The 13056-nt window shown below is 37.8% G+C and carries 10 protein-coding genes; 4 read left to right on the forward strand and 6 right to left on the reverse strand.

Annotated features, from left to right (window positions below; genetic code table 11):
- Positions 1 to 85: 85 nt before the first annotated feature.
- The 5 genes from dapB to G525_RS0107040 all read right to left on the reverse strand — a co-directional run bounded on the left by dapB (position 86) and on the right by G525_RS0107040 (position 4293).
- Positions 86 to 787, reverse strand: coding sequence for a 4-hydroxy-tetrahydrodipicolinate reductase (gene dapB / locus G525_RS0107015; protein ID WP_027125525.1), 702 nt, complete (start codon positions 785 to 787; stop codon positions 86 to 88).
- A gap of 137 nt (positions 788 to 924) precedes the next feature.
- Positions 925 to 1536, reverse strand: a complete 612-nt coding sequence (locus tag G525_RS0107020) for a DUF5683 domain-containing protein (protein WP_027125526.1) — start codon at positions 1534 to 1536, stop codon at positions 925 to 927.
- Positions 1526 to 2425 carry a ParB/RepB/Spo0J family partition protein gene (locus G525_RS0107025; RefSeq protein WP_027125527.1) on the reverse strand — a complete coding sequence of 300 codons (900 nt, stop codon included), beginning with the start codon at positions 2423 to 2425 and terminating at the stop codon, positions 1526 to 1528. The genes G525_RS0107020 and G525_RS0107025 overlap by 11 nt, the downstream gene beginning before the upstream one ends.
- Positions 2425 to 3189 carry a ParA family protein gene (locus tag G525_RS0107030; protein WP_027125528.1) on the reverse strand — a complete coding sequence of 255 codons (765 nt, stop codon included), beginning with the start codon at positions 3187 to 3189 and terminating at the stop codon, positions 2425 to 2427. Before G525_RS0107030 ends, G525_RS0107025 begins: the two co-directional genes overlap by 1 nt.
- A gap of 222 nt (positions 3190 to 3411) precedes the next feature.
- On the reverse strand, positions 3412 to 4293 hold the full coding sequence (locus G525_RS0107040; RefSeq protein WP_027125529.1) for an SDR family oxidoreductase: 882 nt from the start codon (positions 4291 to 4293) through the stop codon (positions 3412 to 3414).
- 219 nt (positions 4294 to 4512) lie between these two features.
- On the opposite strand from G525_RS0107040, the gene G525_RS0107045 reads away from it, so the two are divergent.
- From G525_RS0107045 to yidC, 3 genes are all read left to right on the forward strand, one after another.
- Entirely contained in the window at positions 4513 to 7281 is a 2769-nt protein-coding gene (locus G525_RS0107045) for a M16 family metallopeptidase (protein ID WP_027125530.1), read from the forward strand.
- A gap of 238 nt (positions 7282 to 7519) precedes the next feature.
- The gene (locus G525_RS0107050) at positions 7520 to 9160 is read left to right on the forward strand and encodes a CTP synthase (protein WP_027125531.1); all 1641 of its coding nucleotides are present in this window, start codon (positions 7520 to 7522) and stop codon (positions 9158 to 9160) included.
- 106 nt (positions 9161 to 9266) lie between these two features.
- Positions 9267 to 11162, forward strand: a complete 1896-nt coding sequence (gene yidC, locus G525_RS0107055; RefSeq protein WP_027125532.1) for a membrane protein insertase YidC — start codon at positions 9267 to 9269, stop codon at positions 11160 to 11162.
- Between the two features lie 96 nt (positions 11163 to 11258).
- Here the strand turns inward: yidC and G525_RS0107060 are convergent, their stop codons facing one another.
- Entirely contained in the window at positions 11259 to 12242 is a 984-nt protein-coding gene (locus tag G525_RS0107060; RefSeq protein WP_027125533.1) for a fasciclin domain-containing protein, read from the reverse strand.
- A gap of 67 nt (positions 12243 to 12309) precedes the next feature.
- Here G525_RS0107060 and G525_RS0107065 point away from each other — a divergent pair, with 67 nt between their 5' ends.
- Positions 12310 to 13020, forward strand: a complete 711-nt coding sequence (locus tag G525_RS0107065; protein ID WP_027125534.1) for a toxin-antitoxin system YwqK family antitoxin — start codon at positions 12310 to 12312, stop codon at positions 13018 to 13020.
- The last annotated feature ends 36 nt before the right edge of the window (positions 13021 to 13056 follow it).

Below are 13056 nucleotides of genomic sequence, written 5' to 3' on the forward strand. Positions count from 1 at the left end.
ATTCAGGATTTAATAGTTAGATTTTAAAACCTGTGTCACAAATATATTGTAAATGATAAATCGTAATTCTAAAATGGTCAATAAGTTAACCAATGTTTAACACATCTTTCATTGAGAAAACACCCTTTTTTCCTGCAATCCATTCTGCAGCAATAACGGCACCCAACGCAAATCCTTCTCTGCTATGTGCGGTATGTTTAATGTCAATTGTATCTACTTTGGACGTATAGCTCACTTCATGTGTACCCGGAACATTGTCAATGCGCTTGGCTTCGATATGCAAGTCCTTTGATTTTGAAGCATCAAGTGTCCATGCGCCATATTTTGAGTTTTTAATTATATCCTCTGCTAACGTAATGGCGGTGCCACTTGGTGCATCCAACTTTTGGGTATGATGGATTTCTTCCATGCTGATGCTGTATTCGGGAAGTTTCGCCATTAATTTGGATAGCGTTTTGTTCAATTCAAAAAAAATATTGACACCTAAACTAAAATTGGAGGCGTAAAGAAAGGTACCATTGTTTTCTTTACATAAGGCCACAACGTCGCTGTAATGCTCCAGCCAACCCGTAGTTCCTGAAATCACTGGAATATTGTGTTTAAAACAATTTGTAATGTTAGCTACCGCGGCATCAGTAGTACTAAAGTCGATGGCAACGTCAACATTCTCAAGAACGTAGGTTTCAGTATCCTTATCCACTTTTAGGGTGATATCATGTTTGCGATTGAGGGCTATCTGCTCAATGGCTTTTCCCATTTTGCCATAGCCTAAAAGACCAATTTTCATGTGTTTATATTTATTTCTTTATAACGGATCTACTTCGACTAGGTTCAGCAAAGCCGTACTGTGCGCTACCTCCCTGTCCGGCAGGCAGGTTAATCATTTTCAGGGATATTAAAATCTTTAGCATCCTCGTTTCATAATTAAAATTTAAAATTCAAGGTCATCCCCAAATTGGTGGATTGTTCCTGTTCATTATATTGAAAATGAGGTTTTAAGGCCAAATTTTCATCTAAATTATACTGTAGTAAGTGTGCGTCAACATTGGCATCAATAATTTGGAGGGCATAGATTCCGATGGTAATTAACAACGATAGCTCTTTATTGCGCCTCAATGTGTTTTGTGCACGAATCAGTCCGTCAGTTGAAACTCTAGGTGCTGCGCCGTCACCATAAAACTCATCATTGGTAAATCCAGCCAACCTGCTTTTATAGGCGTCCCGATAGCGATCATAGGTTTTGTCATTGTCTAAATAAAAATAAATACCCGTTCCGAGTGCAACATAAACAATGGGAATTTTCCAATATTTTTTATTGTAAGCTTGTCCCAGTCCTGGAAGAACGGCCGAGTAGAAAGCAGCTTTTGAGGGGGCTAAAATATTCATTGGTTTTCTAACGATGCTATCCAAACTAACGTCGTTGGAAATTTCTTCTGGAATGTCGTTAGAAATACTATCTGTAGGGATTTGCGAAAATCCGAAGAAAGAGGCAAATAATAAAATAAAAAGAGATGTATAAAGACGACTATTTAGCACTTTGAACCAATTTTTTGATACGGTTAAAATCTTCTTCAGAATGGAAAGGAATGCTTATGGAACCTTTTCCGTTCTTGCTCACTTTAACGCTAATTTTATGTCCAAAGTATTCAGAAAATTCTTTTACGCTGTTTTTGACATAGCTTGGGAGCTCCGATTTTTTGTCAACTTTGTGGTCACTTTTATTATGGTAGTTTTTGACTAATGCTTCCGTATCCCTAACGGATAATTTATTGGTAAGTATTTTTTCGTAAATATCAAGTTGGTTCGATTGGTCTTCAATATTAATAATGGCACGTCCATGACCCATAGAAATAAAACCGTCTCGCATCCCTGTTTGGATGATAGGATCCAATTTTAAAAGACGAAGGTAATTTGCAATTGTAGATCGCTTTTTACCTACACGATCACTCATTTGTTCTTGTGTCAACTGAATTTCATCAATCAACCGCTGGTAAGACAATGCAATTTCAATAGGGTCTAAATCTTGACGTTGAATGTTTTCAACCAAAGCCATTTCCAAAGATTCCTGGTCATTTGCAATTCTGATATACGCAGGGATGGTTGACAATCCAATAAGTTTAGAAGCTCTAAAACGACGCTCTCCAGAAACCAATTGGTACTTATTAAAATCAAGCTTTCTGACGGTAATAGGTTGGATAACACCTAGTTCTTTAATTGATGATGCTAATTCTTTAAGTGTTTCCTCATTAAAATTGGTTCGCGGTTGGAATGGGTTGATTTCAATAGCTTCCAATTCCAACTCCACAATATTACCGATGACTTTATCGGCATTTTTATCCTGTACTGATTTGATATCGTTTGATGGATCTTTTAAAAGTGCGGATAGTCCTCTTCCTAAAGCTTGTTTCTGTGTTGCCTTCGCCATTAATCGTTCTTTTTAATAATTTCCTTCGCTAAACTTAAATAATTGGCAGCGCCTTTGCTGCTCACATCATAATTGATGATGCTTTCTCCATAACTAGGTGCCTCTCCTAAACGCACGTTTCGCTGAATAATGGTATCAAAAACCATATCGCTAAAATGTTTCTGTACTTCTTCAACAACTTGGTTTGATAGGCGTAAGCGTGCATCATACATAGTCAATAACATGCCTTCAATATCTAAATCCTGATTATGGATACGTTGCACACTTTTAATGGTATTCAAAAGTTTGCCCAAGCCTTCCAACGCAAAATACTCACATTGGATAGGAATAATGACCGAGTCGGAAGCAGTAAGTGCGTTCAAAGTCAAGAGTCCTAAAGAAGGTGCGCAATCAATTAAGATATAATCATAATGATCTTTCAGGTGGTGAATTGCTTTTTTGAGCATGTATTCACGTTCCTCCTTGTCAACCAATTCAATTTCAATGGCCACCAAATCGATGTGTGCCGGAATGATGTCAACGTGTGGTGCACTTGTAGATATGATGCAATCTTCTGCCTTGGCGGAATGTTCAATAAGTTGATAGGAACCAACTTCTACACCTTCCACATCAATACCCAAGCCCGATGATGCATTGGCTTGTGGATCTGCATCTATCAATAATACTTTTTTCTCTAAAGCGCCCAAGGAAGCGGCTAGATTTACAGATGTTGTTGTTTTACCAACACCTCCTTTTTGATTGGCTATTGCAATGATTTTACCCATTAAATGATCTGGTTTTTAGTGGCCGTAAAAATACAATTATTTGTGGGTTTAAAAAATGTTACTTGTTAACAAAACGGCATCGATTTTAAAACACAAACTCTTGAGAAATGTCCCGATTTTGCGATTAGTTTTCAGTCAATTAGCTGAGATGGAATATGAATTTCTAATTCTTATTGAATGTTTCAAAACTATTCAAAATAGGGTTGAGATTGCATGATTGCCTCAATTCTTAGTTTTTTTGGAACGTATCATTGCTTCCAACTGATCCCACATTTCTTCAGGGATCGCTTCTAGTAAATTAAACTGTCCGGCACCTTTTAACCATTCACCGCCATCAATCGTTATTACTTCACCGTTAACATATGCGGAAAAATCAGAAACTAAATAGGCGGCCAAATTCGCCAATTCCTGATGTTCACCGACGCGTTTTACGGGTACTTTTTTGGCCATGTCAAATTTATCTTTTAAATCGCCCGGCAAAAGGCGGTCCCAGGCACCTTTGGTTGGGAAAGGTCCAGGAGCAATAGCGTTAAATCGCATCCCGTATTTTGCCCACTCCACGGCAAGACTTCGGGTCATGGCCAATACACCAGCTTTGGCTGTAGCACTTGGCACCACGTAGGCGGAACCTGTCCAAGCATAAGTGGTCACAATATTAAGTACAGAAGTGTTTTTTTGCTTGGTGTCAATCCAATGTTTTCCAAAGGCCAAGGTGCAGTTTTTGGTGCCTTTTAAAACTATGTCTATAATTGTATCAAACGCATTTGCCGATAAACGCTCCGTTGGAGAGATGAAGTTTCCCGCCGCATTATTAAGTAAAACATCTACTTTTTCAAATTTATTGACGGCGTCTTTCAACATGGCTTCTACTTCGTCGTAATTGCGAACATCACATTGTAATGGCAAACAAATACCGTTGGTTTCTTTTTCAAGTTCTTCAGCGGTTGTTTTTAATTTGTCAAGGTTGCGTGAGGTAATGGCAACATTGGCGCCCAATTCTAAAAAATATTTGGACATGGCTTTTCCCAATCCGCTGCCACCACCAGTAACCACTATTGTTTTTCCTTTTAAAGCATCATCTCTGAGCATTTTTTGTGTATACATTTTGCTTTCTTTTTATATTTTGAATTTTAAAAATACGGATAATATGTTACCGATGTGCTTCTGAAAAGTCAAATTGTTCTTAAAATATATAGCTATAGACTGAGGCTTTGAGTGTTTCAAGGAATATGTATTTCATAAATCCTAGTGTTTTTATTTGCGATAAAACCGATGGTTTTGTTTTTTGTTATACCTTTAAGCTGAATCACTTATCAATAAACTATGAAATCAGATACGCGTTATTTTAGAATTACTTTGGCCTTAGTATTGTTTCTGTTTCTGTCTTTTTCTGCACAAGCACAAATCAAAAAAGTAGCCAGTGTTGAGGGCATTACAGAATATAGCCTAGACAATGGCTTAAAAGTACTATTGTTTCCAGACCACTCTGCACAAACCATTACCGTTAATATTACCTACATGGTAGGTTCACGTCATGAAGGGTATGGCGAAAAAGGGATGGCCCATTTACTGGAGCATATGGTCTTTAAAGGCACACCAAAGCACCCTAATATTCCGGAAGAACTTTCTTCACATGGGGCAAGACCAAACGGAACCACTTGGTATGACCGCACCAATTACTTTGAGACATTTAATGCTACTGATGAAAATTTGGAATGGGCCTTAGATTTGGAATCTGACAGAATGGTCAATTCCTATATCGCGAAAAAAGATTTGGAGTCTGAATTTTCCGTAGTCCGTAATGAGTTTGAAAGTGGAGAAAATTCACCTACCGGTGTGTTAATGGAAAAGGTAATCAGTGCCGCTTATTTATGGCATAACTACGGAAAGTCTACCATTGGTAACAAATCTGATATTGAGCGTGTGCCCATTGAGAGCCTACAGGCTTTTTATAAGAAATATTACCGACCTGATAACGCCATCTTAATGGTGACAGGAAAGTTTGACACCGAAAAAACGTTGGCATTGATTGAGGAAAAATTCGGGCCTATTAAAAATCCAGAGGGTAAGTTGAGGGATAACCCAACTATTGAGCCAGCACAAGATGGCGAGAAACGCGTGACATTAAATCGGGTAGGTGATTTGCAAATTGTGTCTGCACTTTATCACGTGCCCGCAGGATCTCATGAAGATGCAGCGGCATTGACCATTGCTGAACTCGTCTTGACTGATGAGCCTTCCGGCAGATTGTATAAAGCTTTGGTTGATACCCAAAAAGCATCTGGCATTTGGTCTTTTACGCCATTCACAAAGGAGCCATCCTTTTTATATATCAATGTAGATGTGCCATCTGAGAAGTCTTTGGAAGAAGCAGAAACCACTCTCCTGACCACTTTAGATAATTTAGCTGATCACTTGATTACGGAAGCAGAATTGAATCGCGCAAAAGCCAATATGTTAAAACAGATGGATCAAGTTTTTAGAAATTCCTCTTATTTGGGAACTTTTATGAGCGAATTCATAGGAGCAGGAGATTGGCGCTTGGCATTCATCTATAGAGATCGTATTGAAGAAATGACCGTTGATAGAGTGAATGAAGCCATTAAAAAATATCTTATTCCTACCAACAGAACCGTTGGAAATTTTATCCCTACCAAAAACCCAGTACGTATTGGTATTCCTCATACAGAAAATGTTGATGAATTAGTTGCAAATTACAAAGGAAAAGAAGCCATGGATGCCGGTGAAGCTTTTGATGTGTCCTATGAAAATATTCAAAACACCTTGCAGTCAGGAACTTTATCAAATAGCAACATTGAATATGGATTGATCAAAAAAGACAATCGTGGTAAAACGGTTAATCTCACGTTCACCATGCGTTCAGGAAATGTAGAGCAGTTGATGAACAAGGGACTTGCGGCAAAATATACTGCCCAAATGCTGAATAAAGGAACTAAAACGAAATCCAGACAGGATATTGAGGATAAGTTGAGTGCTTTAAAATCTTCAGTTTATTTTAGTGGATCTAACGGGCGTGTTACGTCATCAGTGAATAGTACAGAAGAAAACCTCATGGAAACCTTGGCGTTGATGACCGATATGTTGAAGAATCCTACCTTTGATCCCACCGAATTGGAAAAATTGAAAACCCAAGATTTGGCCAGTCTTGAAGAGAGCAAATCCGAACCGCAATCTGTGGTTTCAAGACAAATAGGGCTGCTGAACAACCGTTTCGAAAAGGGCCATCCTTTATACCGCATGACTTTGGACGAGGAAATTGCTGCCATAAAAGCTGTGAATGTGGCAGATTTGCAACAGTATTATAAAGACTTTTATGGGGTTAATAAAAGCTCATCTGTAGTCGCAATTGGTAATATGGATGTAGCTGCAGTGGAAACTTACTTTGATAACACTTATGCCGATTTCAAATCAGATAAATCGTATACGGAAATCAGTAACAAGTTTCAGAAGAACCAACCAGCAAATGAAAAAATTCTAACTCCAGACAAGAAAAACGCATTCACCTTGGGTGTTATATCCTTTGAAGGTAGCGAATATGACGATGATTATGCCGCGCTACAAGTGGCCGGAGAAATATTTGGCGGTGGGTTTTTGAACTCTCGTATTGCAGGTCGATTGCGACAAAAGGATGGGGTGAGCTACGGTGCAGGAGGCAATGTTAGTTTGGATAATAATAAGGATGATAAGAATTCATCCATGTACATTTATGCCATTTATGCACCGGAAAATGCAGAAAAGGTACAACAGGGTTTCAAAGAGGAAATATCACGATATATTGCTGAAGGAATTACTGAAGAGGAGCTAAAAGGTGCTGTGAGTGGCTGGGTTCAGGAACAAAATGTGTCTCGAGCTAAAGATAATGAATTGGCAAGAGTTATCAGTACTAATTTATACTTGGACAGAGACATGATGTTCCAAAAAAATGTTGAAAAACAAGTCGAAAAGCTAACTGTTGAAGATGTCAATAAGGTGATTAAAAAATATTTTAAGAATTATGAAAATTGGACGGTGGTGAATGGTGGCGATTTTGATAATTTTGAAATCAAGAAAGACGACAAAAAGATAGACTAGTATAAAATCAGTAAAAAATACGGACCTACTTCAAGAGTTTTAACCTTGAAGTAGGTTTTTTTGTTTATTGAAATTCAAATTGCATAAATTTATTATAAACATGAAGTGTTACTAATACTATGATTATAAGTGTTTTGTGGCTGGTTTGTAGCTGTTGTCTGCCTTCTTAAATAACTAAAATTAGATGCTATAATAACTATTTAAATTTTGTAAATTTGCCTGCGTTTAACAGCGCAACATGACAACGACTACAAAATACATATTCGTCACAGGAGGAGTAACGTCTTCCTTAGGGAAAGGCATTATTGCCGCTTCCTTGGCAAAATTACTTCAGGCTCAAGGTTACAGAACCACCATCCAAAAATTAGACCCTTATATTAATGTTGATCCGGGTACAATGAATCCGTATGAACATGGGGAATGCTACGTCACTGATGATGGCGCAGAAACCGATTTGGATTTGGGCCATTATGAGCGTTTTTTAAATGTGACTACAAGTCAATCCAATAACGTTACCACAGGCCGTATCTATCAAAGTGTTATTGAAAAGGAACGTCGCGGTGAGTTTTTGGGTAAAACCGTTCAGGTTATTCCACACATTACTGATGAAATCAAAAACAGAGTCCAGATTCTTGGAAAATCTGGCGATTTTGATATTGTCATTACTGAAATAGGAGGAACGGTAGGTGACATAGAGTCCTTACCTTATATTGAAGCAGTACGTCAGTTAAAATGGGATCTTGGAGAGCATAATGCCATCGTCATACATTTAACCTTAGTACCATATTTGTCGGCCGCAGGAGAATTGAAAACAAAACCTACCCAACATAGTGTCAAAACCTTAATGGAAAGTGGGGTGATGGCAGATATTTTAGTATGCCGAACAGAACATGAGTTGCCGGCAGATCTACGTCGTAAATTGGCGTTGTTTTGCAATGTGCGTGAAGAAGCGGTCATTCAATCTATTGATGCCTCTACAATATATGACGTGCCTAATTTAATGTTGGAGCAGGGCTTGGATAAAGTGGTGCTTAAAAAATTAAATCTTCAAAGTGATGCCCCCGATTTAACGCAGTGGAATCAATTCTTAAAGCGATTGAAAAACCCAAAGAGTGAAGTGACCATTGGTCTGATTGGTAAATATGTAGAATTACAGGATTCTTACAAATCTATTTTAGAAGCGTTTATCCATGCAGGTGCTGAAAACGAAGTAAAAGTAAAAGTTGAACCAATCCACTCTGAAAACTTAACAGTAGAAAGCGCAGCAAAAGAACTCGCTCATTTAGACGGCGTTTTAGTAGCTCCAGGATTTGGGGAACGTGGTGTGGACGGGAAAATTGAGGCCGTGAAGTTTGTCAGAGAAAACAATATTCCATTTTTGGGTATTTGTTTGGGAATGCAAATGGCAGTAATAGAATATGCAAGAAATGTTTTGGGTTTAAAAAACGCCAATTCTACTGAAATGAATCCGCATACGTCTGATCCGGTTATTGATTTAATGGAATCTCAAAAAGACATCACAGATAAAGGAGGAACGATGCGTCTTGGCGCGTGGGCCTGCCGTATTGAGGAAGGTAGCATTGCTAAAGACGTTTACCAGACTACAGATATCTTAGAGCGTCATCGCCATCGCTATGAATTTAACAATGCCTATAAAAAGCAAATTGAAGACGCTGGCATGAAAGCTACCGGATTGAATCCAGAAACTGGATTGGTGGAAATAGTTGAAATTCCTTCACATAACTGGTTTGTTGGCGTACAATATCACCCTGAATATAAAAGTACCGTTGCTAATCCACACCCTTTGTTTGTGGCATTTGTAAAGGCAGCAGTTAATTATAAAAACGATGAAAACCGTGTCACTATGGCACAAAACTAAGTTTGGTTACATTTTTGTACTCACACAGCATATTTAATAAAAACTAATTACCAATTTAATAAGAACTTACAGGTAGTAACAACAGGTAGGTTTTGAACATAAATAAATGGAAGAAAAAAAATTTGATCTCAATTCCATAATAGGATTCGTTCTTATTTTCGGAATATTGTTGTTCATGCTTTGGCAGAACCAACCAACCCCAGAGGAGCTTGCAGCTGAAGAACAAGCGAAACAAGCACAAGTAGAAGCAGAGAAAAAAGCCACTGTTGAAAAGGATACTTTTGTCACAAATGCTGACGATTATTCCAATACAACAGCTATGGATTCCATAAAGCTAGAAGAGTTAAAGAATAAACTGGGTGCTTTTGCTTATGCATCAACCCTCCCATCAGCTACAGATAAAGAGACGTTGGTTGAGACTGATTTATTAGAATTAAAATTCAGCAATAAAGGTGGATACTTATCAGAAGTAAGACTTAAAAAGTTCGTATCTCATGACTCCATGCCTATCTATCTCATTAAAGATAAGAATGCACTTTTTAATATTTCTTTTTCTACTACGGATAACAGAAATCTAAACACTAAAGATCTTTATTTTGAACCAACAGTAACCAAAAGTGGAGAGAGTACGGTGGTCTCAATGAAACTTAAGGTTTCTGAAAACAAGTTTTTGGAGTACCGTTATGAATTGAAGCCAAACGATTATATGTTTGCTTTCAATGTAAGATCTCAAGGTTTAAATGATGTCATCAATAGTTCACAGGAAGTGAATCTCGATTGGAACATCAAAACCTATCGCTATGCCAAAAGTGTCTCCTATGAAAACCGGTATACTGAGCTTATTTTTGAATATGAAGGTGGTAAGGATGATTATTTAGGTCAGCAGGATTCTACTGATGATACGGCTAAGGATGTGACTTGGATAGCAGGAAAACAACATTTTTTCACCTCAATTCTTTTAGCTGATCAGCCCTTTAAAAATGGATTTTTTACCTCAAAAAACCTAGTTCAGGATGAAGATATAGATACGATTTTCACGAAAGCTTTTACCAGTAAACTGCCATTGCAGCTTGAAGGAGGTGAAATTAATAAGAGCATGGATCTTTATTACGGTCCTAGTGATTATAAAATTTTGAATTCTTATAATAGAAATTTAGATGAAGTTCTGCCACTGGGCTGGGGTATCTTTGGATGGATCAACCGTTACTTGTTTATTCCTTTATTCGGATTTTTAGGATCTTATATGTCATATGGAATTGCCATTGTAGTAATGACCATTTTGATCAAAATATGTTTGTCATTTGTGCAGTATAAACAATTCCTTTCTCAAGCGAAGCTTAAAATCATTAAGCCGGAATTGGATGCGATTCGTGAAAAATATAAAGACAACAAGCTTAAGATTCAGCAAGAAACTATGGCATTGCAGTCCAAAGCTGGCGCAAGTCCGCTAAGTGGATGTTTGCCAGCCTTGATTCAGTTGCCAGTGTTCTATGCGCTCTTCCAATTTTTCCCATCGGCTTTTGATATCCGTCAGAAAAGTTTCCTTTGGGCAGATGATTTATCGTCGTATGATACCATTGCCAACCTGCCGTTTAAAATTCCATTTTATGGCGATCACGTCAGTTTGTTTCCGATATTGGCGTCCATTGCTATTTTCTTTTATATGAGAATGACTACTGGGCAACAAATGGCATCACAACCAACGCAAGAAGGAATGCCAGATATGGCAAAAATGATGAAGTATATGATTTACTTCTCACCAATCATGATGTTATTTTTCTTTAATAACTATGCTTCTGGATTGAGTTTGTATTATTTCATTTCTAACTTAATCAGTATTGGCATTATGTTGGTAATCAAGAATTTTATTTTGGATGAAGAGAAGATCCATGCGCAGATTCAGGTGAATAAAGCCAAGCCAAAGAAGGAAAGTAAGTTCCAGAAGAAGATGAAAGAAATGATGGAGCAGGCTGAAGAACAAAAAAGACAAGGAAAACGTTAAACGCTTTCTATTATAAATAAAAAATGCCTCTGATAATTTCAGAGGCATTTTTGCTGTTAATCAATATATTTAGAAACTAGATTCTAAATGGCTTTATTACTGTAATGGTAAGATGACTTTATCAATAGCGTGAACCACACCGTTGATAGCTTGGATATCTACTAAGGTAGGAATGATATTGCTTACTCTTTTATTAGGGTCCGTAATCGTCAAATTTGAGGCATTGATTGTCACGTCACCTCCCAATGTTGGCACTACACCCGTTGGAATAGCATCAGAAGTTACATTGCCGCTTACGACGTGATAGGTTAGAATTGCTTGTACTGTTGCTGGTGATACATCGCCTAAGGTGGTGTTGCCTGTTGGATCAAGCTCATTTAACAGTGAGGTGAAGGCATCATTTGTTGGTGCAAATATTGTAAAAGGACCGTTTCCTGATAATGTGGGAATTAAGTTTGGTGAGGGCGTTTGAGAATCTGCAGATTGTAAGGCGGCTACCAAGTTTGATAAGGCAGGATTTGCCAATGCAAAATCAACTACCGTTGGTAATCCAATAACAGCGTCCACAATGTGAATCGTACCGTTAGATGCGGTAATGTCTGCTGTTGTGACGGCAGAAATCCCGTTAAATTTTACACCATTGGTGGCATCAAAATATAAGCTGAGGTTTTTGTCCATAGGCCCTTTAGCGCTTGTATTGGCATAACCTTGTTCGACATCCACTAGCGCATTAGACGAAACTTCTCCCGCAATAACGTGGTTCAATAAAATGTTAGATAGCACATCTGTAGGAACATCACTTAAATTTGCGAAACCATTATCCGTTAAGAAAGTTTGAAATGCAGCATTGGTTGGCGCTAAAACTGTAAACGGGCCATCGCCGCTTAAAACGCCTACTAAATTTCCGTCGGCTGCTTGTAATGCTGCCACCAGGCTGCTGAGGTTGGGAGATGATATTGCTGTTTCAACAATATCCATCTCTTGAGGCATATTGTTGTCATCGTCACTACTACAAGATTGAAAGCCAATCGCCAGTAGCAATAAGGGTAAAATCTTTAAGGTTTTTGAAATAATTTTCATTTTTTTGAGTTTATTTGTTCGACATTAAACTAATATCTATTATTAGTTTGTTTAACTAAATTAAAAAATGATTAAACAAAATATATTGTTTTCACTAGTTTTAACAGTATTTTTAACGACTTTGAGTGCTCAAAATGCTGTCAATCAATTTGATGATAAGGGTGAAAGGCATGGCGAATGGCGGAAAACCTTTGATAATACGGATCAACCTCGGTACGAAGGCCATTTTGAGCACGGCAAGGAAATTGGCCTCTTCAAATTCTATAAATTGGATGGCAAAAAGAGTGTTTTAAGTGCTACAAGAGAATTTGACGCTAAGAGCGATGATATTCTCGTAAAATTCTATTCTTCTAAAGGGAAGTTAATTAGCGAAGGGCATATGATCAACCAATTGTTTGTTGGAAAATGGCTGTATTACCATAATAAAACTAAGGAAATTATGACGGTTGAATATTACAACGACCAAGGAAAACTCGAAGGGGAAAGACAGGTTTTTTATCCAAATGGGCAGGTGGCAGAACAATCGCATTACAGCAATGGAAAGTTGGAAGGTGTTTCTAAAGTGTTTTCTGAGAAAGGTGTAATGATCAAAGAATTTTTGTATAAAAATGATGCCCTTAATGGGATGTCAAAATATTTTAATGCTTCAGGACAAATGTTAGCGGAAGGAGCCTACAGAAATGACCAAAAACACGGAGTTTGGAAGTATTATGAAAACGGTGTTTTAACTGAAGAAAAAGATTTTACAGTGTATAGTAAGAACCCGATGAAACAGTAATTAAGTCATCAGTCACCGATCATCCGCCATGAGTAT

It is taken from the genome of Gelidibacter mesophilus DSM 14095 (genome assembly GCF_000423005.1).
Classification (GTDB): domain Bacteria; phylum Bacteroidota; class Bacteroidia; order Flavobacteriales; family Flavobacteriaceae; genus Gelidibacter; species Gelidibacter mesophilus.

Bases quoted from the DNA above. Each gene is read 5' to 3' on its own strand.
- G525_RS0107050 (WP_027125531.1), top strand. From the start codon at position 7,520: ATGACAACGACTACAAAATACATATTCGTCACAGGAGGAGTAACGTCT.
- G525_RS0107040 (WP_027125529.1), bottom strand. From the start codon at position 4,293: ATGTATACACAAAAAATGCTCAGAGATGATGCTTTAAAAGGAAAAACA.
- G525_RS0107045 (WP_027125530.1), top strand. From the start codon at position 4,513: ATGAAATCAGATACGCGTTATTTTAGAATTACTTTGGCCTTAGTATTG.
- G525_RS0107025 (WP_027125527.1), bottom strand. From the start codon at position 2,425: ATGGCGAAGGCAACACAGAAACAAGCTTTAGGAAGAGGACTATCCGCA.
- yidC (WP_027125532.1), top strand. From the start codon at position 9,267: ATGGAAGAAAAAAAATTTGATCTCAATTCCATAATAGGATTCGTTCTT.
- G525_RS0107060 (WP_027125533.1), bottom strand. From the start codon at position 12,242: ATGAAAATTATTTCAAAAACCTTAAAGATTTTACCCTTATTGCTACTG.
- G525_RS0107065 (WP_027125534.1), top strand. From the start codon at position 12,310: ATGATTAAACAAAATATATTGTTTTCACTAGTTTTAACAGTATTTTTA.
- dapB (WP_027125525.1), bottom strand. From the start codon at position 787: ATGAAAATTGGTCTTTTAGGCTATGGCAAAATGGGAAAAGCCATTGAG.
- G525_RS0107030 (WP_027125528.1), bottom strand. From the start codon at position 3,189: ATGGGTAAAATCATTGCAATAGCCAATCAAAAAGGAGGTGTTGGTAAA.